We start from the raw sequence: 21,078 nt of genomic DNA on the forward strand, positions 1-21,078 counted from the left end.
GTACGTTGTTGTTATTCTTGTTTTTGGGGATCAAATAAATCGTCTATAAATCCAAGTTGTGGCGACTTATCGGATTGAGCTGGTTTTCTCTTCAGTGCGGCTTTTGCGCGCCTTTTACGTGCAGCACAGGCTTTGATTATTTTACTCTGTACATCTTGCTCTAGTTTAATCCAATGCACCCTTTCATCTCTGGAGCGAAAACAACCAACACAAAAACCTTTAGGCCCAGATTGGCAAACACCAATACAAGGGCTGGTAATTTCAAAGATTTCAATCTGCTTCAATGCTTGCCTCAAAGCCGTATTCAACGTCTAACATTAATAATAACATGTTGCGTGAAAACTGAGCAGACACTTTATTGCTAGACAAAAAAAAAGGCCGCAAACATGCGGCCTTCATTATTAATATGTCACTACCAGATTTGTACTCTATCTTCTGGTTTAAGATACATTGCATCACCTTCTTTTACGTCGAATGCTTGGTAGAAAGCATCAACGTTACCTACAATGCCGTTGACTCGGAACTCGCCAGGTGAATGTGGATCGCTTAGCAATCGAGCTCGTAATGCGTCTTCACGGGACTTGCTGCGCCATACTTGGGCATATCCCATAAAGAATCGTTGATTACCTGTTAGCCCATCAATAACTGGCGCTTCTTTGCCTTCGAGTGTCATTTGATAGGCTTTGTAACCTATGGTCACGCCCGCTAAATCACCAATGTTTTCTCCTAAGGTCAATTCACCGTTAACGTGTTGCCCTTCAATTGGTTCAAATTCATTAAACTGGGCAACTAGTTTCTTGCCTAATACATCAAAGGCCGCTCGGTCTTGATCAGTCCACCAACTGCGAAGATTGCCTTGGCCATCATACTTTGAACCTTGGTCGTCGAATCCGTGACCAATTTCATGTCCAATTACTGCACCAATTGCCCCGTAATTTACTGCGTCGTCGGCATTCATATCAAAGAAAGGGGCTTGCAAAATACCGGCTGGAAACACTATTTCGTTTCTAACTGGTGAGTAGTAAGCATTGATAGTTTGTGGCGTCATACCCCAGTCGGCTTTGTCGACTGGTTTACCAATTTTGTTGGTATCTTCAAAATGGTCAAAAGTAGAATATCGAATGTAATTACCAACGAGTTCATCGGCTTTGATTTCTAAATTTGAGTAATCACGCCATTTGTCTGGGTAACCAATTTTAGGTGTAAAAGCTGCCAGTTTTTCTAATGCAGCAGTTTTGGTCTCGGCTGTCATCCATTCTAGTTGTTTAATACTATCACCGTAGGCTTTAGTTAGGTTTTTAACCAAGGCATCCATTTTGGCTTTCGCTTGCGGGGTAAAGTGGCGCTCAACATATTGTTGCCCTAATACTTCGCCTAACACGCCACTAGTAGCGGCCACGGCGCGCTTCCAACGAGGACGTTGCTCAGGAATACCGTTTAAGGTCGTTGAGTGAAACGCAAAATGTAGGTCAACCATGTCTTGGCTTAGACGTGAAGCATAGGAATCTACAAGATTGAAGGTTAAATAATCTTTCCAAGTTTGTAAGTCGTGGGCCGCAAAAATACCAGCAATTTTTTCGAAATAGGGCATGTTACGTACGACCATATCATTCACTTCACCTACACCACTGGCATCTGCATAGGCTTGCCAATCGAAGCTACCAAGCAATGCGGCAACTTGTGCGGCGCTTTGTTTGTTGTAGTTTTTCTCTGCATCTCTACTTTCCACTCGAGATAAATGTTTGCTAGCAATATCCTTTTCCAACGCCATAATTTTAGTGGCTGCATCGGCACCCGCTTCGTGACCGGCTTTTGTTAGTATATCGGCCATGTATTTTTCAGTGGCCGCACGGAAGTTAACAAATTTTGGTTCTTCTTTACTGTAATAATCTCTATCTGGAAGGGTTAAACCACTTTGATAAAGATACATAGTGACAACATCAGGATTTTTAGCGTCGGGAGACGTATAGAAGTTAAATGCGCCGCCTACTCCTATTACTAGCAACTCTCCGAATACCGCAGAAAGTTGCTGCATGTTTTCTGCACTGTTGATCTTATCAATAAAAGGCTGCATTGGAGTCAGTCCTTTTTCATTGGCTAATTCGACGTTCATGTAGCTGTTATACATGTCACCTAACTTTTGAGTGTTTGAGCCTTTCTCTGCTTGGGTGTTAGCTGCCTCTTGGATTAATGTTTTTAAATTTTCTTGGGTGTCGTCGTATAACACGTTGAACAATCCATAGCTGGATTTTTCTGCCGGAATTTCGGTTTGTGATAACCATGCGCCATTTACATGATTAAAAAAGTCATCTTGGGCGCGCACATTTTTATCAACTGCGCTTAAATCGATACCAGATACTTTAGGTGCTTCGCTAACTTTAGCCACAGTTGTTTCTGTGTTATTTGCGGGAGTACATGCACTCAAACCCAAAGCAAGACTTACACTTAACGCTACAATATTGATTTTTTTATTGATTCTCTTCATCTGCCTACCTTTTGTGGAGCAATATATTTTGCTCTCGTGTTGTTTTTATAAAAAGGTGAGTTTACTGGTAGCGTGAAGTAACTGCAAAAACTGCAAGGAGTTAAGTGTGAGTAATTGTTTCAATCAGGCAATAAAAAAGGGCCAAAAGGCCCTTCTTAGTAAGAATAAAGAAAGAGCTACTTTTTCTTTGCCTTAGGGTTCGGCAAGTCTGTAATGCTGCCTTCATACATTTCAGCGGCTAAACCAATAGATTCATTTAGGGTAGGGTGAGCATGAATGGTTAACGCGATGTCTTCTGCATCAGCTCCCATTTCGATGGCTAGACCAATTTCACCTAACATTTCACCGGCGTTAATACCAACAATTGCACCACCAATTATACGGTGTGAATCTTTGTCAAAAATTAACTTTGTCATACCTTCTGTGCGTGCAGAAGCAATAGCACGACCTGAAGCCGCCCATGGGAAAGTTGCAGACTCATATTTGATACCTTGCTCTTTAGCTTCTTTTTCAGTGAGGCCAACCCAAGCCATTTCTGGATCGGTGTAGGCGACTGAAGGAATACATTTAGGATCGAAGAAGTGTTTCATGCCCGATATGACTTCAGCTGCCACGTGACCTTCGTGAACTGCTTTGTGAGCGAGCATGGGTTGCCCAACTAAATCACCAATCGCAAAAATGTTAGAAACGTTAGTACGCATCTGTTTGTCAACATTGATAAAGCCACGCTCATCTACTTTAACACCGGCTTTTTCGGCATCAACTAAACTACCGTTAGGACGACGGCCTACGGCAACCAATACTTTGTCGTATTTGACTGCGTCAGCTGGCGCTTGTTTGCCTTCAAAAGATACATACAAGCCATCTTTTTTCGCTTCAACACCGGTAACTTTAGTTTCAAGCATGACGTTAAATTTGTTTTTAACGTATTTTTGGTAGATTTTGACGACGTCTTTATCCGCAGCAGGTACCAATTGATCAAGAAATTCCACTACGTCAATTTCAGTGCCTAAAGAGCGATACACAGTACCCATTTCAAGACCAATAATTCCGCCGCCTAATACCAACATTTTTTCTGGTACATCTGCCAGTTCAAGGGCTCCGGTTGAGTCAATAACACGAGGGTCGTCTTGCGGGATGAAAGGCAAGTTAACTGGTTCAGAACCGGCTGCGATAATAGCGTTATCGAAAGTAATAGTGGTTTTTCCATCTTTACCTTCTACTTCTAAGGTATTGCCGCCAGTAAATTTACCGTAGCCTTGCACATGTTTCACTTTGCGCATTTTAGCCATGCCAGACAAACCACCAGTAAGTTTACTTACTACGCTATCTTTCCAACTACGAACTTTATCTAAATCGATTGTTGGTTCGCCAAAGGTTACACCATGGCCAGCCATTTCTTTAGCGTCATCTATTACTTTAGCAACGTGCAATAACGCTTTAGAAGGAATACAACCAACATTCAAGCACACACCACCTAAAACATCGTTGACGTCTACTAAGATAGTTTCTATGCCTAAATCAGCAGCACGAAAAGCGGCTGAATAGCCTCCTGGGCCTGCACCTAATACTACTAATTGAGTCTTAATTTCGCTCATATGATCCTCAAATTCTGTTTTTGAACAACATGTATAGCCAGCTGTGCAGGTAACATGTTGTGTATAAATTCAGCCTAAATGGCTTGATAACAGGTAGCAGAAACTGCCACCTATTGCTTACTAAAGTATTATTCTACGTAAATCAGTTAAGTTTGCAGCAACTTCAGTTGAGAAGCGAGCACCTACTGCACCGTCAATGACTCGATGATCGTAGGACAAACTTAAAGGTACCATCAAACGTGGTTCAAACTCTTTACCATTCCATTTAGGTTTCATATCTGATTTAGAGACCCCTAATATAGCAACTTCAGGCGCATTAACAATGGGGGTAAACGCAGTTCCACCAATACCACCTAAGCTTGAAATGGTAAATGTGCCGCCTTGCATATCGGTTGCTTTTAATTTGCCTTCGCGAGCTTTGAATGAGGTTTCAATCAATTCTCGTGAAAGTTGTTCAATGCCTTTTTTGTTAACATCTTTAATCACTGGAACCACCAAACCACCTGGTGTTTCTACTGCAATACCGATATTAATGAATTTTTTAAGAATTAAACTTTCACCATCATCAGACAGTGATGAATTAAACGCTGGGAATTTTTCTAAGGCTTTGGCTACTGCTTTCATAATAAAAACCAAAGGAGTGATTTTTAATCCCGATTTGATTTTCCCATGGTAAGCGTTTTGTTCTTTTCGGAAGTTTTCAACATCAGTAATGTCAGCTTCGTCAAATTGAGTAACATGGGGGATAGTAGCCCAGTTACGGTGTAAGAAAGGTCCTGATATTTTCTGAATGCGAGTTAAGGGTAAAACTTCAATCTCACCAAACTTGGCATGATCTATAGGTTTAACAGTCGCGATTTGTAGAACGTTATCAGCCACTATCCCATTGCCACTTGATGAACGAGGTTTAGCTAATTCTGCTTTTACATAGGCTTGCACGTCTTCTTTTAGAATACGCTTTTTCGGCCCAGTTCCTGCGACTTGGCTTAAGTCTACACCGAACTCTCTGGCTATTCTGCGAACCGACGGTGAAGCGTGGGCTTTGCCGCCTGTTGTTTGAGTCGCTGGTTCCGCTGGAACTGGAGCTGGTTTTGCCGGTGCAGCCGCTGCCGGTTTTTCGGCAACAGGAGCCGAAGCAGGAGCGGCGAGTTCCGGTTCTTTGGCTGCTGGTGCGCTACCCATAGTTTCAAGTTTTATGACCAGCGTACCTTGTTTAACTTTATCGCCAGAAGAAATAAAGACTTCTTTGACTGTACCAGCATGAGTTGAAGGTACATCCATAGTGGCTTTGTCGGTTTCTAAGGTAATTAAACCGTCTTCTTGTTCAATCACATCGCCAACTGATACCAAAACATCAATAACATCTACTTCACCGTCTTCGCCAATATCAGGCACTGCTACTTCCACAAGTTCGCTTGCAGATGCGGCTGCGGGTGCAGAGCTAGGTTCTGCTTGGGTCTCTGGTGTGCTGGTTGTTTCAGATTTTGGTTGTTCTGCTGGTGCAGCTACTTCTGTGTTTTCTTTCGCGACTTCTGCTGCACTTCCTTCCGCATTTTGTGTTGCGGACTTGATTTCACCAATAACATCACCTTCTTTGATCTTGTCTCCCACTTTTACCGACAAACTTGCTAGCTCACCGGCAAATGGCGCAGGGATGTCCATAGAGGCTTTATCGGATTCAACAGTGACAATACCGTCGTCGGCTTCTAATGTGTCACCAACGGCGAAACAAATTTCTATTATTTCAACTTCTTCGCCACCCACATCAGGGACTAGAATTTTTTGAATATCAGACATATATAAGACTCCTTATCTAGCCGCTATTAGGCGTAAAGTGGATTAAGTTTATCTGTATTGATGTCGAAACGTTTAATTGCTTCGGTTACAACACTCTTGTCTACTTCGCCACGTTTTGATAATTCGTACAATGAAGCCACAACGACATAAGCTGCATTCACTTCAAAGTGTGTACGTAAGTTATCACGGCTATCACTGCGACCGAAACCGTCTGTACCTAAACAACGATACTCAGTTTCTATGAATGCACGTATTTGATCTGAATAACCTTTAACGTAATCAGTTGCAGCAATAGCTGGACCAGCGTCTTTAGTAATAACCTGACCAATGTGTGCGGTAAGAGGCTCTGCTTCTGGATTAAGCATGTTCCAACGAACCACGTCTTGACCTTCACGTGCTAATTCATTGAATGAAGTCACAGAGTAAACATCAGAAGATACGTTGTAATCAGCGCTTAATATTTGAGCAGCTTTACGTACTTCATTTAAGATGGTACCCGAGCCCATTAGCTGTACATTAGACTTTGACTTGCCTTTACCTTGGGCTTCAACACGTTCTAACTTGTAAATACCTTTAATGATATCAGCAGCCACGTCATCACCTTCAGGCATAGCAGGGTGTTGGTAGTTTTCGTTCATTAGGGTTAGGTAATAGAAAACATTTTCGTTTTCACCATACATGCGGCGTAAACCGTCTTGTACGATAACAGCCACTTCGTACCCGTAAGTCGGGTCGTAAGTGACACAATTAGGAATTAAGTTAGCTTGAACATGTGAATGTCCATCTTGGTGTTGTAAACCTTCACCATTTAGCGTTGTACGACCAGCTGTTGCACCTAACAAGAACCCACGTGCTTGGCTATCACCCGCAGCCCAGGCCAAATCGCCTACACGTTGGAAACCAAACATAGAGTAGTATATATAAAAAGGTATAGTCGTCGCATTACAGGTTGAGTAAGACGTACCAGAAGCCACCCAAGACGCCATCGCGCCGAGCTCGTTAATACCTTCTTGCAATACTTGGCCTTTTTTATCTTCACGATAATAAGCGACTTGGTCAGCATCTTGCGGAATGTATTTTTGACCTTCGTTGGCGTAAATACCGACTTGTCTGAACAAGCCTTCCATACCAAAAGTACGGGCTTCATCAGGAATGATCGGGACTACACGTTTACCCATCTTTTTATCTTTCAACAAGACATTTAGTACACGTACAAAGGTCATAGTAGAAGACACTTCACGATTGCCCGAACCTTTTAAAATAGCATCAAACGCTTTTAATTCAGGCATTTCAAGCTGTTCTTCTGCTTGTACACGACGCTGTGGCAACGAGCCGCCTAGTGCTTCACGACGTGCCTTCATATATTTATATTCTTCACTGTCTTCAGCGAATTTGAAATAAGGTAAGTCTACAATTGCTTCGTCAGCTACGGGAATATTAAAGCGGTCACGGAATTTCTTAATTGAATCCACATCCATTTTTTTAACGTTGTGGGCAATGTTCAACGCCTCGCCTGATGCACCTAGCCCAAAACCTTTAATTGTTTTGGCTAAGATAACAGTAGGACGGTCTTTAGTATCCATCGCTTTTTGGTAAGCAGCAAACACTTTCACTGGGTCATGCCCACCACGGTTTAGACGGAAAATATCTTCATCGGACATATTGGCGACCAATGCCGCCGTCTCAGGATATTTGTTAAAGAAGTTTTCTCGGGTGTACTTGCCACCTTTGGCTTTACAGTTTTGGTATTCACCGTCCACTGTTTCGCTCATTAGTTGTAAAAGTTTACCGGATTTATCGCGGGCAATCAGTGCATCCCAGTAGCTTCCCCAAATAACTTTGACCACTTCCCAACCTGCACCACGAAACGTACCTTCAAGTTCTTGAATGATTTTGCCGTTACCACGTACCGGGCCATCTAAGCGTTGCAAATTACAGTTAATAACAAAGGTCAAGTTATCTAGGCCTTCACGGGAGGCTAAACCAATCGCACCTAATGATTCTGGCTCATCACATTCACCGTCACCCATGAAACAATAAACTTGTTGGCCAGAGCAATCTTTTATGCCGCGGTTAGTGAGATACTTTAGGAAACGAGCAGTGTAGATAGCTTGCAGTGGTCCCAATCCCATAGATACAGTAGGAAACTGCCAATAATCTTTCATCAAATGTGGATGAGGATATGAGGATAAGCCTTCGCCATCACATTCTTGACGGAAATTGTTCAAGCGTTCTTCTGATAAATTGCCTTCAACAAAGGAACGTGCATAAATGCCTGGAGATATATGCCCTTGTGAAAAAATAAAGTCACCACTATTTTTTTCATTCGGCGCCTTAAAAAAGTGGTTAAAACCTACATCGTACAACATGGCAGACGACGCAAAGCTACCAATATGACCGCCAAGTTCCAAATCTTTTTTGGAGGCTCGCAATACAATCATCAAGGCATTCCAGCGAATAGCACCACGAATACGCGCTTCAATGGTTTGATCGCCAGGCATTGTGGGTTCTTGTGCTACTGGAATGGTATTGATGTACGCAGTAGTTGCATCATAAGGTAAATGCGCTCCACTGCGACGAGCTTTGTCAATCAAAGCCTCTAAAAGGAAATGCGCACGTTCTGCACCTTCTTCTTCAAACACTGTTTCTAGAGAATCTAACCATTCTTGCGTTTCTTGTGGATCCACATCCGGATGCATCATATCAGCCATGGTGCTTTCCTATTTTATAGTTTGTTAATAAAGGAACTTATTAATAATCAATAAGTTGTTATTCGTTTCATGTTCGAATGTGCCGAAACACATACAGTGAAATCGTTAATTTACTTCAATCCTGCGTAACGCTCTTTGCATACGCATGTCTTGTCTATTAATGTTGAGTAAAGTGTCTTCAATATAGGCCAAATGTTCGTTACTAGCCTTGCGAGCCTCTTCAGGATCTCTGGCTAAAATAGCTTGAACTATATTTCGCCTTTGGCGATTTATGTTTTGTTCTACATCTGCATGTTTAGCTAACACTTCAAGGTTACGTTGGATATTATCCTGCAACATAGACTGTAGACTTCGCATTACGTGCTGTAAAACCATGTTGTGTGCCGCATTGGCCATCGTCAGATAAAAGTTAACTAAGGCAGTCGCCTCCTGACTTTTATCTGCCGATTTTGAACCTGTTGGTAATCCGTCCAACGCATTTTCCAGTGCCTGATAATCTGCTGGTTGTCCCCGCAATGCGGCGTAATAAGCTGCCATACCTTCAAGGGCATGACGAAATTCAAGTAAATCGAATTGCATTTCTGGTTTGTCGGACAACAGTAATAAAAGAGGCTCGGTAATTAATTCGTTAAGACGAGGCTTAACGAAGGTGCCTCCACCTTGTTTACGTTCCACCAAATTCTTGGCTTCAAGTTTTTGGATCGCTTCCCGAACTGAGGGTCTAGAAACAGCAAATTGCTCCGCTAAGGTACGTTCTGATTGCAACTTTTGTCCTGCCAACAATCTACCGTCTAAAATCATGGATTCTAATTGTTCCATGATATCGTCAGATAATTTTCTAGATTGCACTCTGCGCATTCAATAATTCCATAGAAGATAACGGCAACAAAAACACTATTTGGTAAATTGGTTATACCATTTAGCCGCAATAGCTTAGTAGACATTTGGCTTGGGGTAAATATTAATTTTATGAAAGAATAATGAAATGCAGTGAAAGATTAAAAAATTGTTGAAAAACAACAAGGTAAAGAAATATGGTTGTGGTCAGACCTTTAGTTGATCCAACCAGATAGAGTGAGCAATGCGATAATTACTAACAAAAACATTACGTTTCTTTTAGCTAAACGCACTAAAGTACAGGGTTCTTCGGTGCAATCATTATCGTCTGGTTCGATTTCTTCGGCTCGTTTAGAAACTTGCATTAAAAGTGTTTTAGCTTCAATGGAAGGGTCGGGTAGGTAGCCAAGCCAAGTTGGGAATGCTCGAGAAAAATGCCCCACTAATAAAAAGCCTAATGCTGTTAAGCGCACCGGTATCCAATCAATAATACTTAGTAAACGTTTTATTTGACTACTTATTTGCTCGTTGTTAGACGCTAGCCTAGTGTCCATTTCTCTGACCAAAACATAAAAAACTGCACCAGCGGCGCCACATGCAGCAAACCATAAAATAACGGCTGTGTAGTGCCGGTAATTTTGCCAAACTAAGTTGAGGCCAAAAGAATTAGTTGTTTTATCACCACCGCTGATTTGGTCTTCATACATGCTACAGGCCTGCAAATCACCACGATTTGCTGCTTGTAAAAAACATTTATAAGTTGCGCGGATGTTGGGGCATCCCACACAAATCATTAATATAGCAGTGCTAATAATTAGTTCTAACAGCCCTCCTGCAAATTCTTGAACAACAAAATAAACAATAAAAACAGGAACCAAGATAACTAAGGCTAAAACCCAAGTCTTAGAGGACGAATCAAACCAACCTCTAGGCTCTACAAGTTGTATGTATTTATCTGCATAAAATCCACCTTGCCAATATTGGGATTTAGTAGTGACGCGTTCAACTAGTAATACCAGCAACAAGCTGATTAATGTCATGATTTTATCTCTTGTTTTGTCTTAATTAGATTGGACCGATAAATTATATCATCTGCCGAAAACGAGACCAGTCAAAAGCAATCCCTGGATCGGTTTTTCTACCAGGGGCAATATCGTTGTGGCCAACAATTCGTCCTAGCGTAATCGCTGGATAAATTTGCATCAATTGTTTAGTGGCGATACCCAAGCTTTGATATTGTTCTTGGGTGTATGGAATATGGTCAGCGCCTTCGAGTTCAATACCAATAGAAAAATCATTGCACTTATTCACTCCTTGAAAACTTGAAACACCGGCATGCCAAGCTCTTTTATTAAAGGGCACAAATTGCAAAATATGTCCGTCACGTTTGATTAAACAATGAGCTGACACACGCATTTGATAAATACTGGCAAAGTAGGGATGTAACTTAGGATCTAAACAGCCAGTAAAAAAGTACTTAATATAATCACCACCGAATTGATTGGGTGGCAATGAAATATTGTGTACTACCAATAGTGAAACACTAGTTTTTTCGGGGCGTTCGTCCCAATGCGCAGTAGGACAATATTCGGCTTCAGATAAAATGGCGTTCTTAATCAAGGTATTAGCGGTATAAAAGGCCTGATATTGTTATCATAACAAAGTGAATTGGCGAAAGCTGAAAAATTTTTAGAGAGTAGTTTAAGCAATGCAGCAAAGTAAAATGGGTAAGGGCATGTTGATCGTTGCTTGGGTTATTGGTTTAGGCCTATTAACTTTGTTATTTGATGATCAACTTGCCAAACAGTTTAACCCGAACGCCGAACCCATTTCGTCTTTTAGCCAAGGTGTGCAAGAGGTACGTCTAAAGCAAAATCGAGCGGGGCATTATGTCAGTGGTGGCGCCATAAACGGTCAACCAGTAGTTTTTTTGTTAGATACCGGCGCTACCCATGTCTCGGTACCTATGCATTTAGCTGAACAACTTAATTTGCAAAAAGGCAGAATGTCTTGGGTGCAAACCGCTAATGGGCGTGTTCAAGTGGCGCAAACCAATATTCAACGATTATCAATTGGTGATATTCAATTGCATAATGTCAGAGCGAATTTAAATCCGGGTTTTAGAGATAATGAAATTCTGCTGGGAATGAGTGCCCTAAAACAATTAGAATTCACCCAAAAAGGTGAATGGCTCATTTTAAGAAACTTGTAAATAAGGCCAACTTAACCTTAAGTCCCATTGTTATAAGAGAAATTATGCTAGATATTGATATTAACTCAGCAGTTGCAATTGCGTTATCGGAAGATTTAAACGGTTTATCCGCTGACGACGGCGACATTACCGCAAATTTGATCCCTGCCAATCAAAATATTACTGCCGATATTATCACTCGCGAAGAGTGTGTGTTAGCAGGAGTGGCTTGGGTGACAGAAACTTTTGCGCAACTTGATAAAGCAATACGGTTGCAGTGGTTTGCCAAAGATGGAGATAGGTTACACGCCAATCAACCTATAGTGCGCGTGACGGGTAATGCCCGACGTATATTAACGGCAGAGCGTACCGCATTAAACTTCTTACAAACATTATCCGCTACTGCCACTATTGTTGCCAAGTGCGTAAAGGAACTTGAGGGTACTAACACTCAGTTATTGGATACTCGTAAAACATTGCCCGGAATGCGACTAGCACAGAAGTATGCGGTAACTTGTGGTGGTGGCACGAACCATCGTATCGGTCTTTTTGATGCCTATCTTATAAAAGAAAACCATATTTTAGCCTGTGGTTCGATACAAGCAGCGGTGGAAAAGGCAAGGCAGCATCACCCACACCTACCAGTGGAAGTTGAAGTTGAGAATATTCAAGAATTACTTCAAGCAATTGCTGCTAAGGCCGACATTGTAATGTTAGACAATTTTAGTTTGGACATGTTAAAGCAGGCCGTGACCCTCAACGAAGGTCAATGCAAACTAGAAGTATCAGGTAATATTACTATTGCAGAGTTAAAAAGATTATCTGGACTAGGTGTAGACTTTATATCGTCAGGCGCCCTCACCAAACATGTTCAGGCGGTAGATTTGTCTTTAAGAGTAATTGAAATAACCACCACTAAACTTTGATTGAAATGTTTACAATAGAATGGGAAGTGTATTTGAAGACAAGATTTAATGGTTAAGACTTGGGTATATATCTACATACTTGTCAGATGCACAACTCGATCTATACTGAACAGGAATTCAAAAACAACGCCCTAATTCGGCAACCGGCAAAACCTTTAAAACTTAAATTTACACAAAACGTGTTGGAGATAAAACCATGAACATGACTCAAATGAACAATGCAAAAAAACAAGGCGGCTTCACTTTAATCGAATTGATGATTGTAGTGGCTATTATCGGTATTTTGGCAGCGATTGCTTTGCCAGCTTATCAATCTTATACAGAAAAAGCACGTTTTACTGAAGTAACTAGTGCAACTTCGGCGGCCAAAACAGCTGTCGAGATATGTGTTCAAATGGGTACTGCTTTAGCTGATTGTGATGGTGGTACAAATGGTGTTCCTGCTGACATAACTGCAGGTACAGGGGTTACTGGTGTCGGCACTGTTGATGGTGTGGTTACAGGAACCAAAGCTACTGATTCAGCAGTAAGTGGTGCAGGTACTTATACTATCACTCCTACTCAAGATGCGACTACAAAAGTTATTACTTGGGCTGTAGCTTGCGACCCAACAACACTTTGTTAAGTTTATAATTCTTCAAAAATACAGGCCCGGATTCTCCGGGCTTTTTTGATTTTAAACTGGAATAAATAAGGTGATTTATGGCTACAGCACCCACAGTATTTGTTTACAATGGCTCTAATCGACGAGGCCAGATGGTTAAGGGCGAAATTGCAGCAACATCTATTGTTGAAGCAAAAAATCAACTACGTAGGCAAGGGATATCCGCGAAAAAGGTAAAGAAGCTTGCTAAACCTATGTTTGGTGGCGGAGAAAAAATTAAGCCTGTTGATATTGCGTTAGTATCTAGACAAATTGCCACTATGTTAAGTGCTGGTGTAACTCTTATTCAAACCTTAGATATGATAGCTTCAGGTCACGCTAACAGAAAAATGCGAACCCTACTCGGAGAAATTGGTGCCAGCGTAAGCGCGGGTAATCCTTTGTCAGAAACATTGCGTAAACATAATGACTATTTTGATGACTTGTATTGTGATTTAGTAGAAACAGGGGAGCAGTCCGGTGCCTTAGAAACAATCTATGACCGTATTGCTATTTATAAAGAAAAAGCTGAAGCGCTTAAGTCTAAAATCAAAAAAGCCATGTTTTATCCAATAGCGGTAATTGTTGTGGCTTTTATCGTAACTACTATCCTATTGATTTTTGTAGTTCCTCAATTTGAAGAAATATTCTCTAGCTTTGGAGCTGAGCTTCCCGCATTTACTCAGTTTGTATTAGGTATCTCTCGAGGGATGCAAGATTACGGATTGATTATAGGTGGAGTGGTGATTGCCGCTGGTGCGTTATTCGCTAGAGCCCATAAGAAGTCTTTGAAATTGCGGGATTGGGTAGACGCTAAAACCTTAAAAATTCCAGTGATAGGCGAGATACTTAAAAAGGCTTCTGTTGCTCGATTTACACGAACCTTAGCGACGACTTTTGCTGCTGGTGTACCATTGATAGGCGCGCTGGATTCTGCGGCCGGCGCTGCAGGTAACTCAGTGTTTAGAGATGCGATTTTATTTGTGAAAAAAGAAGTATCGGGTGGTATTCCAATGAATGTTGCGATGCGTACAACTAATGTATTTCCTGAAATGGTGGTGCAAATGATTGCCATAGGTGAAGAAGCCGGAGCCGTTGATGAAATGTTAAGTAAAGTCGCAACCATATACGAAGCCGAGGTAGATGACATGGTGGACGGTCTGACGAGTTTATTAGAACCGATGATTATGGCCGTTCTGGGTGTGGTGATTGGTGGATTAATTGTTGCGATGTACTTGCCAATATTTGAAATGGGTAATGTGGTCTAAACAATTTCACTTTTTACGTTTTTTGATCGCTCTCTCGTGGCTTGCTAGTTAAAATTCTGGCAAGCTAACGTCACTAAATTTTTATCCTACTGTCTTAAAAGTTAATTTATGCAAGCAACTTTTCAATTGATGGCTGACTCCCCAGCCTTTTTTATGGGCTTTGTGTTTATCGTCAGTTTGATGGTAGGCAGTTTTCTGAATGTGGTTATTTACCGTTTGCCGGTTATGATGGAGCGCTCTTGGAAAGCTGAAATAGCTGAATATACTGGGTCACAAGAAGCGGCTAAAAGCAACGCGTCGCAGCCATCAGCGCCTCCATTTAATTTAGTTAAACCCGATTCTACTTGCCCCAAATGTCAGCATAAAATTAGAGCGTGGGAAAATATCCCCGTCATAAGTTGGCTGGCATTAAGAGGTAAATGCAGTCAATGTAACAACCCCATATCGATTCGATACCCATTAGTTGAGCTAGCAACGGGGCTTTTATCAACGTTAGTTGCCTGGCATTTCGGTTTTGGTTTAGCAGGCTTCGCCGCTGTTGGTGCCACTTGGTTATTGATCGCCATGACATTTATTGATTTGGACACTATGTTACTGCCCGATCAACTAACGTTATCTTTGTTGTGGTTAGGTTTATTGCTAAGCATAGAAAGCCCTTTTGTATCGAGTCACGACGCACTTATTGGTGCGGCCCTAGGGTACTTAAGTTTATGGAGTTTATATTGGACATTTAAATTACTGACTGGAAAAGAGGGCATGGGGTATGGTGATTTCAAACTCCTCGCCGCAATAGGTGCTTGGGTGGGGTGGCAACACTTGCCTGTGGTTGTATTGCTATCGTCATTTGTAGGGGCAATTGTGGGGGTAACATTACTGACAGTGCAAGGTAAAGATAAAAGCCAGCCTATTCCATTTGGACCTTATTTAGCTGCAGCCGGTTGGTTAACTTTGTTGTACGGAGATTGGATTGTTGAACAATATTGGCAGTGGATGTTGCCATGAGTGATTATGTTGTTGGTATAAGTGGTGGCATAGGCAGTGGTAAAACTACTGTCACAGACTTATTTGCAAAACTTGGCGTAGACATAATCGATGCCGACGTGATTGCAAGGGAAGTGGTTGAGCCTGGCACTCCTGCACTAAAAGCAATCGTTGCCAAATTTGGTGTATCAGTTCTTGATGAGTCAGGAAAACTTAATCGAGCTAAATTACGAACTTTAGTTTTTGCTGATATTGAAATTAAGAATTGGCTAAACCAACTTTTACACCCAGCGATTAGAGAACTCATGATGATGCAAATCCAGCAAGCCAAGTCAAAATATTGCTTGTTGAGTGTACCTTTGTTAGTAGAAAACAAAAGTTATGAATGGGTTGATAGAGTAGCGATAGTCGATGTTGACGAGCAAACTCAGCTTCAAAGAACGGTGTTGCGTGACAAAACCAATGAGCAACAAATACGCGCGATTATGAGTGCCCAAGCGACTAGGCAGCAGCGTTTGGCCGTTGCAGAGGATGTAATTGATAACACGGGAAACCGTGAAGATTTAATTGAAACAGTCTCGCAGCTGCATCAACAATATCTAAAATTAGCTAATCAAAAAAACGGTGAGTTAAATACAGATTAATTTTAGCCTATTGATTTGATTAAAAATTCTTTACAATGTTTATCCACTGTAAGTATTACAGTTTAATCAAGGTAAATAGGTGATCATGTCTCAAGCAATTTACGAATTTCCACTCAATGAAAAGGTACGTACTTACCTTAGGCTTGAGCAGTTATTTAAGCAGCTCGAGCAAGGGAAAACAGCCGGTGAAAATTGGCAATATATTAATTTTCTGGACAGTTTATTCACTTTACTCGATTTGTCTGAACGTATTGATCTGCGTAACGACGTTCTCAAAGACATTGAGTCACACGAAAAAAATCTGGTCATTTGGTCGCAACACCCAAATATAGATGACGAAGCTCTGCAGTTTGCTTTACAAAAGATTTTACGTTTGCGTGAGTCCCTCAAAAGCAATAAAAAGGTTGGCGCAGAGCTCAAAGAAGATCGATTCTTGTCCTCAATTAGGCAGAGATTTTCGATTCCAGGTGGTACCTGCAGTTTTGATTTGCCTAATTTACATTACTGGTTACAACAACCTAGTGAATATAAACAACAGGACGTTAAAAGTTGGTTACTAGAACTAACTCCAATTCAACAAGCAATGGAAATTACTCTTTCATTTTTGCGTGAAAGAGGGAGATTTAGTGCGGTTGAAGCCGAAAAAGGATTTTATCAAGGTATCGCTGAAGATAAAAATGAGTTGATTAGAGTATTGAGCTCTACTGACCAAGGTTATTATCCCATGTTGTCGGGTAATAAATATCGCTATGCAATTCGTTTTACGTTATTTACGCCTACTATGGAGGGAAGTTCATCTGTGGAGTCTAAGGTGAATTTTAAGTTGGCGTGTTGCTAAACCTATCATTTTTTCAATTCGAGATTATACACATCAATGACTATAGTTAATTGCCCCAATTGTCAGAAGCAAGTGGAGTGGGTTGCCACTAGTGTTTTTCGTCCTTTTTGCAGTAAAACCTGTCAGTTAGTTGATTTGGGAGAGTGGGCTGACGAAGCGAAGTCTATCCCTTGTGGCGCAAATAAAGATCAAGAAACAATTAAAATACCTGACTTGGATATTGAAGATATCGAAGCCATGTTAAGTGAACAGTCTGAAGACTTTTTTAAAGAATAGTTTGATTCTAAAAATAGATTAAACTAATCAATATTAATTATTTTAAAAGATGAGCGGAAAAGCGTATCTTTCCAGTATTGAATCTTCACTTACTTATTTAACTTTTTAGGAGACATATATGACAAATCCAAATTTTGCAGATAAATCAGGACAAGCGGTACCACAATGTAGTTTTGCTGCGCGCATTAACGATGAATGGGTGAAAGTGACGACCGACGAATTGTTTAAAGGTAAAACCGTGGTTGTGTTCTCCTTGCCAGGAGCTTTCACTCCAACTTGTTCATCAACTCATTTACCTCGCTACAATGAATTGGCTAAAACCTTCAAGGCTAATGGTGTAGATGAAATTATTTGTGTTTCTGTCAATGATACATTTGTAATGAACGCGTGGGCTGAAGATCAAGAGTCGGATAACGTAACCCTTATTCCTGATGGAAATGGTGATTTTACCGCTGGTATGGGTTTATTAGTAGACAAGTCTGAAATTGGGTTTGGCAAGCGTAGCTGGCGCTATTCTATGTTGGTTAAAGACGGCGTAGTTGACAAAATGTTTATCGAGCCTGACCTACCTGGTGACCCTTTTGAAGTATCTGACGCTGATACTATGTTGGCTTATATTGCACCAGAAGCTAAGGCTTCGGTGGCCACTGCTATTTTAACTAAGCCTGGCTGTCCGTTCTGCGCTAAAGCAAAAACTTTGTTAGACTCCAAAGGATTCGAGTACGAAGAATTAGTGATGGGTAGAGAAGTATCGTTTACATCACTGAAAGCGATTTCTGGAAACGAAACTTGGCCTCAAGTGTTTATTGGTGGCAAATTAATTGGTGGTTTTGACGACTTAGAAGCTTATTTTGCTTAAAGTCTAAGTACGGCAGAAATGGCGCCTATGTGCGCCATTTTTTGTGTCTGCAAATTAGTAAATTATGATGCAACTGGATATAGTAGGGGTTATTCGAAATCAGAGCCTTACCCATATGAAGTTAGTTTTTGTGCTGTGCATTTTAAGCACTATTTCATTCTCTTTTGTCGTCAATTCTAAGTCGATTGACTCTAAGTTTGATCGATTTGACAGCATTTATCGAGCACAACTCGGTAGCACCAATGGTTGCCAAAAGCCTGAACTCAATGTATTTAAAGTGTGTTCAGAAAAATTAAAAAACGACGGCAATGCACCTTATATTTTGCATCATAATCAAAGCACCTCAAAAGTCGTGGTGTTGTTTCATGGATTAAGTGACTCTCCTTTTTATTTCCGCTCGATTGCTGAATCTATTCATCAGCAAGGTATTAATGTAGTTGTAGCCTTACTGCCCGGACATGGTAAAAAACTTGCCGATAAGGATATGCAGGATCCTGAGCTGGCAAATCGTTGGCGTAATCATGTAGCGGACTTGGTGGATTTTGCAGCGGGATTAGGTGAACACGTTTATGTTGGAGGTTTTTCTACAGGTGGTGTGTTAGCAACGGAGTATATTTTGCAAAATCCGCAAGTAGTGAAAGGCCTAATGTTATTTTCTGGCGCTTTAGCCCTAGATTCAAGCGTAGAATCTATCGCCAAAATTTGGGGCATCCAGTGGTTAGCGAAACTTATCGATGGTGATTATGACACCCAAGGTCCTAATCCTTACAAATATCCCAAAATTGCGCGTTTTTCAGCATTCGAATTAACTGAGGTCATATTTTCGGTTCGAGCGTTAATTGAAAATGGCGCGACACTCAATTTGCCTGTCTTTGCTGCACACTCAGTTGCAGATAAAACTACCCCTATCGCGGGTGTTAGAAACCTTATGGCGATCAATCAAGGTGTGAATACATTATTTGAAATCCCCATAAGTGCTGACCTATGTCATGCCGATGTGGTGATAAATAACCAACAAATTACAGACATAAACTATGATGCATCAAGGTTGCAAGAAATACTGCCGTGCGATGTGCCTAAAGCTAATCCCAAACATGCAGAAATGCTGATGTCGTTGCAGAAATTTTTGAGGGATTATTAGAATGAATCATTGGATTGTTTTATTCAGAGGCATCAATGTAGGCGGTAAAAACATAGTTACTATGAAGCAGCTCAAAGAAATGCTGTTTGGACTTGGCTGTCAAAATGTTGAAACTTATATTCAAAGTGGAAATGTTGTGTTGCAACATTCAGAGTCAAATCCTCGGGTATTGTCTAAACAGATCGCCAATGAAGTCCGCGTTGGCTTTGGCTTTCAGCCACATATATTGGTATTAACATTGGCTCAACTTCAACGAGCTGCGGAAAATAACCCGTTTCCTGGTGCTCAAGCAGACCCGAAAACGCTACATCTGTATTTTTTGGCGGCACCTGCTGAAAACATAACCTTTGATATAATGGAGCAAATTAAAAAGGACAATGAAGCGTTCAAGCTGATCGAACAAGTATTTTATTTACACGCGCCAGATGGCATTGGCCGCTCTAAATTGGCCGAAAAAGTAGAAAAGTTGTTGGCAGTGCCGACCACGGCTAGAAACTGGAATACAGTAAACAAATTACTAACATTGGCTAGCCAGTAATAAAGCAGAATAAACAGAAAGAGTAGAATGAACAGAATAAGTAGAATAGAGCAGTAAAAGCTGTAAATGAAATAAAATCTGCAGCAGTGGTAATAACATCAGAATGGATAGTGCAGCATGGGCTGCACTATTCTAACTTTTTTTGGGGTGTAGGTGCCTTTAATTATCTCTTAGAGATTTTTTGGTCTTTAGGGTATTTTTGATCAGTTTGCCAAAGGCTTTATCTTGCTGATGAGATTGGGCCAATGACATACTATTTCTAGCTTGTTCCTTAAGCATTTTTTGATAGTTTTCTAATCTGCGAGGGGCCAATTCACCGATTTCTATCGCCGCTAATACTTTACAACCGGGTTCTGTTTGGTGTTGGCAATTGCTAAACTTACACTGGCTCGCGATTAGCTCTATATCCGAAAATACTGTCTTAATTCCGTCTTCACAATCGGTGAGTTGCAATTCACGCATTCCCGGACAATCTAAAATTAGCCCTCCTGAATGAGTAAAATATAAAGAGCGGCCTGTTGTGGTATGCCGGCCTTTGCTGTCATCCTCTCTAATTGGTGCAGTACTTTCTTGTCTTAAACATAATGTATTGCAAAGGGTGGTTTTCCCCACACCAGATGAACCTAGTAACACGACCGTTTGCCCGACCTTGCACCAATCGTTGAGCTGATGAACGTCCTCGATGTTCAGGGCATTAAGTGTTACTACATTCAAGTGTGACTGTAACTCACGCAATTGTGCCAAATAAGCGCTTTTTTGTTCCTCGTTAATCGTATCTATTTTGGTTAAAATTAATACCGCTTCTACTTGTGCCTCCTTCGCTAGGGCTAAATAACGCTCAATGCGGGATAGGTTGAAATCGTCGTTGCAAGAGCTAACAATAAAAGCCGTGTCTACATTAGCTGCAATCAATTGGCTGGTATTGGAGCCGGGTGATTTTCGTTGGAACACACTCTGCCTTTCTAAAATGACAGGTTCTTCTGTTATTGTTTGCGGAATCAGCAACCAATCACCCACAGTGCAGTTTTGCAAGTTAGGGTATTGGGCTAAATTCAAGTCAAGTTCGCCGTTTTCGCCTAACACAATAAGACGATTTCTAAAAACGTGGGTGATTCGATAAGGTGTAGTTTGTTCTAAGTTATCTAAAGTTAGCTGTTGGTTGAAAAACGTTTTCCAACCTAATTGCGCTAAGGTAAAGTTTATTTCAGGCATGATAATTCCTGTTGTCTAATAGTTAATGAGTCAATTTATGGACAATAAAATAGACATCGCTCAACAAAACAACGGGCAGTGGATAAGAGAAAAAAGCTCTTAGTTTAGACAGCTACCCGCTTAAGCAAAGCAA

The 21,078-nt window shown here is 41.0% G+C and carries 20 protein-coding genes; 11 read left to right on the forward strand and 9 right to left on the reverse strand.

Annotation, left to right across the window (positions count from 1 at the left end):
- Nucleotides 1-11: 11 nt before the first annotated feature.
- The 8 genes from KO534_RS12045 to ampD all read right to left on the reverse strand — a co-directional run bounded on the left by KO534_RS12045 (nt 12) and on the right by ampD (nt 11,048).
- The gene (locus tag KO534_RS12045) at nt 12-284 is read right to left on the reverse strand and encodes a DUF1289 domain-containing protein (RefSeq protein WP_215929898.1); all 273 of its coding nucleotides are present in this window, start codon (nt 282-284) and stop codon (nt 12-14) included.
- A gap of 128 nt (nt 285-412) precedes the next feature.
- Nucleotides 413-2,485, reverse strand: coding sequence for a M13 family metallopeptidase (locus KO534_RS12050; RefSeq protein ID WP_215929899.1), 2,073 nt, complete (start codon nt 2,483-2,485; stop codon nt 413-415).
- A 176-nt stretch (nt 2,486-2,661) separates the two neighbouring features.
- On the reverse strand, nt 2,662-4,083 hold the full coding sequence (gene lpdA, locus KO534_RS12055; protein ID WP_215929900.1) for a dihydrolipoyl dehydrogenase: 1,422 nt from the start codon (nt 4,081-4,083) through the stop codon (nt 2,662-2,664).
- Between the two features lie 120 nt (nt 4,084-4,203).
- The gene (aceF, locus tag KO534_RS12060; RefSeq protein ID WP_215929901.1) at nt 4,204-5,880 is read right to left on the reverse strand and encodes a dihydrolipoyllysine-residue acetyltransferase; all 1,677 of its coding nucleotides are present in this window, start codon (nt 5,878-5,880) and stop codon (nt 4,204-4,206) included.
- A 26-nt stretch (nt 5,881-5,906) separates the two neighbouring features.
- Entirely contained in the window at nt 5,907-8,591 is a 2,685-nt protein-coding gene (gene aceE, locus KO534_RS12065; RefSeq protein ID WP_215929902.1) for a pyruvate dehydrogenase (acetyl-transferring), homodimeric type, read from the reverse strand.
- A gap of 105 nt (nt 8,592-8,696) precedes the next feature.
- Nucleotides 8,697-9,449 carry a GntR family transcriptional regulator gene (locus KO534_RS12070; RefSeq protein ID WP_215929903.1) on the reverse strand — a complete coding sequence of 251 codons (753 nt, stop codon included), beginning with the start codon at nt 9,447-9,449 and terminating at the stop codon, nt 8,697-8,699.
- 194 nt (nt 9,450-9,643) lie between these two features.
- Complete coding sequence (gene ampE, locus KO534_RS12075; RefSeq protein ID WP_215929904.1) at nt 9,644-10,468, reverse strand: beta-lactamase regulator AmpE; 825 nt, start codon at nt 10,466-10,468, stop codon at nt 9,644-9,646.
- Between the two features lie 43 nt (nt 10,469-10,511).
- A complete protein-coding gene (gene ampD / locus KO534_RS12080) occupies nt 10,512-11,048 on the reverse strand; it encodes a 1,6-anhydro-N-acetylmuramyl-L-alanine amidase AmpD (protein WP_215929905.1) in 537 nt (178 codons plus the stop codon).
- Between the two features lie 88 nt (nt 11,049-11,136).
- On the opposite strand from ampD, the gene KO534_RS12085 reads away from it, so the two are divergent.
- The 11 genes from KO534_RS12085 (at nt 11,137) to KO534_RS12135 (ending at nt 19,733) form a co-directional block, all read left to right on the forward strand.
- Nucleotides 11,137-11,640 carry a retropepsin-like aspartic protease family protein gene (locus tag KO534_RS12085; RefSeq protein ID WP_215929906.1) on the forward strand — a complete coding sequence of 168 codons (504 nt, stop codon included), beginning with the start codon at nt 11,137-11,139 and terminating at the stop codon, nt 11,638-11,640.
- A 44-nt stretch (nt 11,641-11,684) separates the two neighbouring features.
- The gene (gene nadC, locus KO534_RS12090) at nt 11,685-12,545 is read left to right on the forward strand and encodes a carboxylating nicotinate-nucleotide diphosphorylase (protein ID WP_215929907.1); all 861 of its coding nucleotides are present in this window, start codon (nt 11,685-11,687) and stop codon (nt 12,543-12,545) included.
- 196 nt (nt 12,546-12,741) lie between these two features.
- Complete coding sequence (locus KO534_RS12095; RefSeq protein ID WP_289848952.1) at nt 12,742-13,170, forward strand: pilin; 429 nt, start codon at nt 12,742-12,744, stop codon at nt 13,168-13,170.
- Between the two features lie 77 nt (nt 13,171-13,247).
- Complete coding sequence (locus KO534_RS12100; RefSeq protein WP_215929908.1) at nt 13,248-14,456, forward strand: type II secretion system F family protein; 1,209 nt, start codon at nt 13,248-13,250, stop codon at nt 14,454-14,456.
- Between the two features lie 108 nt (nt 14,457-14,564).
- Complete coding sequence (locus KO534_RS12105) at nt 14,565-15,458, forward strand: prepilin peptidase (protein WP_215929909.1); 894 nt, start codon at nt 14,565-14,567, stop codon at nt 15,456-15,458.
- Complete coding sequence (gene coaE / locus KO534_RS12110) at nt 15,455-16,081, forward strand: dephospho-CoA kinase (protein ID WP_215929910.1); 627 nt, start codon at nt 15,455-15,457, stop codon at nt 16,079-16,081. The genes KO534_RS12105 and coaE overlap by 4 nt, the downstream gene beginning before the upstream one ends.
- 85 nt (nt 16,082-16,166) lie before the next feature.
- On the forward strand, nt 16,167-16,919 hold the full coding sequence (gene zapD, locus KO534_RS12115; protein ID WP_215929911.1) for a cell division protein ZapD: 753 nt from the start codon (nt 16,167-16,169) through the stop codon (nt 16,917-16,919).
- 36 nt (nt 16,920-16,955) lie between these two features.
- A complete protein-coding gene (yacG, locus tag KO534_RS12120) occupies nt 16,956-17,195 on the forward strand; it encodes a DNA gyrase inhibitor YacG (protein WP_215929912.1) in 240 nt (79 codons plus the stop codon).
- Nucleotides 17,196-17,313: 118 nt separating this feature from the next.
- Nucleotides 17,314-18,054 carry a glutathione peroxidase gene (locus KO534_RS12125; protein ID WP_215929913.1) on the forward strand — a complete coding sequence of 247 codons (741 nt, stop codon included), beginning with the start codon at nt 17,314-17,316 and terminating at the stop codon, nt 18,052-18,054.
- 115 nt (nt 18,055-18,169) lie between these two features.
- Nucleotides 18,170-19,195 (forward strand): alpha/beta hydrolase, encoded by a 1,026-nt coding sequence (locus tag KO534_RS12130; RefSeq protein ID WP_215929914.1) that lies wholly within the window; start codon nt 18,170-18,172, stop codon nt 19,193-19,195.
- Between the two features lies 1 nt (nt 19,196).
- Nucleotides 19,197-19,733 (forward strand): DUF1697 domain-containing protein, encoded by a 537-nt coding sequence (locus KO534_RS12135; protein ID WP_215929915.1) that lies wholly within the window; start codon nt 19,197-19,199, stop codon nt 19,731-19,733.
- A 159-nt stretch (nt 19,734-19,892) separates the two neighbouring features.
- Here the strand turns inward: KO534_RS12135 and rsgA are convergent, their stop codons facing one another.
- A complete protein-coding gene (gene rsgA, locus KO534_RS12140; protein WP_215929916.1) occupies nt 19,893-20,945 on the reverse strand; it encodes a ribosome small subunit-dependent GTPase A in 1,053 nt (350 codons plus the stop codon).
- Nucleotides 20,946-21,078: the final 133 nt, after the last annotated feature.

This window comes from Paraglaciecola arctica (assembly GCF_018861065.1).
In the GTDB taxonomy this organism is placed as follows: domain Bacteria; phylum Pseudomonadota; class Gammaproteobacteria; order Enterobacterales; family Alteromonadaceae; genus Paraglaciecola; species Paraglaciecola arctica_B.

Bases quoted from the DNA above. Each gene is read 5' to 3' on its own strand.
- aceE (WP_215929902.1), bottom strand. From the start codon at position 8,591: ATGGCTGATATGATGCATCCGGATGTGGATCCACAAGAAACGCAAGAA.
- lpdA (WP_215929900.1), bottom strand. From the start codon at position 4,083: ATGAGCGAAATTAAGACTCAATTAGTAGTATTAGGTGCAGGCCCAGGA.
- KO534_RS12050 (WP_215929899.1), bottom strand. From the start codon at position 2,485: ATGAAGAGAATCAATAAAAAAATCAATATTGTAGCGTTAAGTGTAAGT.
- aceF (WP_215929901.1), bottom strand. From the start codon at position 5,880: ATGTCTGATATTCAAAAAATTCTAGTCCCTGATGTGGGTGGCGAAGAA.
- yacG (WP_215929912.1), top strand. From the start codon at position 16,956: ATGACTATAGTTAATTGCCCCAATTGTCAGAAGCAAGTGGAGTGGGTT.
- KO534_RS12135 (WP_215929915.1), top strand. From the start codon at position 19,197: ATGAATCATTGGATTGTTTTATTCAGAGGCATCAATGTAGGCGGTAAA.
- KO534_RS12100 (WP_215929908.1), top strand. From the start codon at position 13,248: ATGGCTACAGCACCCACAGTATTTGTTTACAATGGCTCTAATCGACGA.
- KO534_RS12095 (WP_289848952.1), top strand. From the start codon at position 12,742: ATGAACATGACTCAAATGAACAATGCAAAAAAACAAGGCGGCTTCACT.
- KO534_RS12105 (WP_215929909.1), top strand. From the start codon at position 14,565: ATGCAAGCAACTTTTCAATTGATGGCTGACTCCCCAGCCTTTTTTATG.
- KO534_RS12125 (WP_215929913.1), top strand. From the start codon at position 17,314: ATGACAAATCCAAATTTTGCAGATAAATCAGGACAAGCGGTACCACAA.
- nadC (WP_215929907.1), top strand. From the start codon at position 11,685: ATGCTAGATATTGATATTAACTCAGCAGTTGCAATTGCGTTATCGGAA.
- coaE (WP_215929910.1), top strand. From the start codon at position 15,455: ATGAGTGATTATGTTGTTGGTATAAGTGGTGGCATAGGCAGTGGTAAA.
- ampE (WP_215929904.1), bottom strand. From the start codon at position 10,468: ATGACATTAATCAGCTTGTTGCTGGTATTACTAGTTGAACGCGTCACT.
- rsgA (WP_215929916.1), bottom strand. From the start codon at position 20,945: ATGCCTGAAATAAACTTTACCTTAGCGCAATTAGGTTGGAAAACGTTT.
- zapD (WP_215929911.1), top strand. From the start codon at position 16,167: ATGTCTCAAGCAATTTACGAATTTCCACTCAATGAAAAGGTACGTACT.
- KO534_RS12130 (WP_215929914.1), top strand. From the start codon at position 18,170: ATGAAGTTAGTTTTTGTGCTGTGCATTTTAAGCACTATTTCATTCTCT.
- KO534_RS12070 (WP_215929903.1), bottom strand. From the start codon at position 9,449: ATGCGCAGAGTGCAATCTAGAAAATTATCTGACGATATCATGGAACAA.
- KO534_RS12085 (WP_215929906.1), top strand. From the start codon at position 11,137: ATGCAGCAAAGTAAAATGGGTAAGGGCATGTTGATCGTTGCTTGGGTT.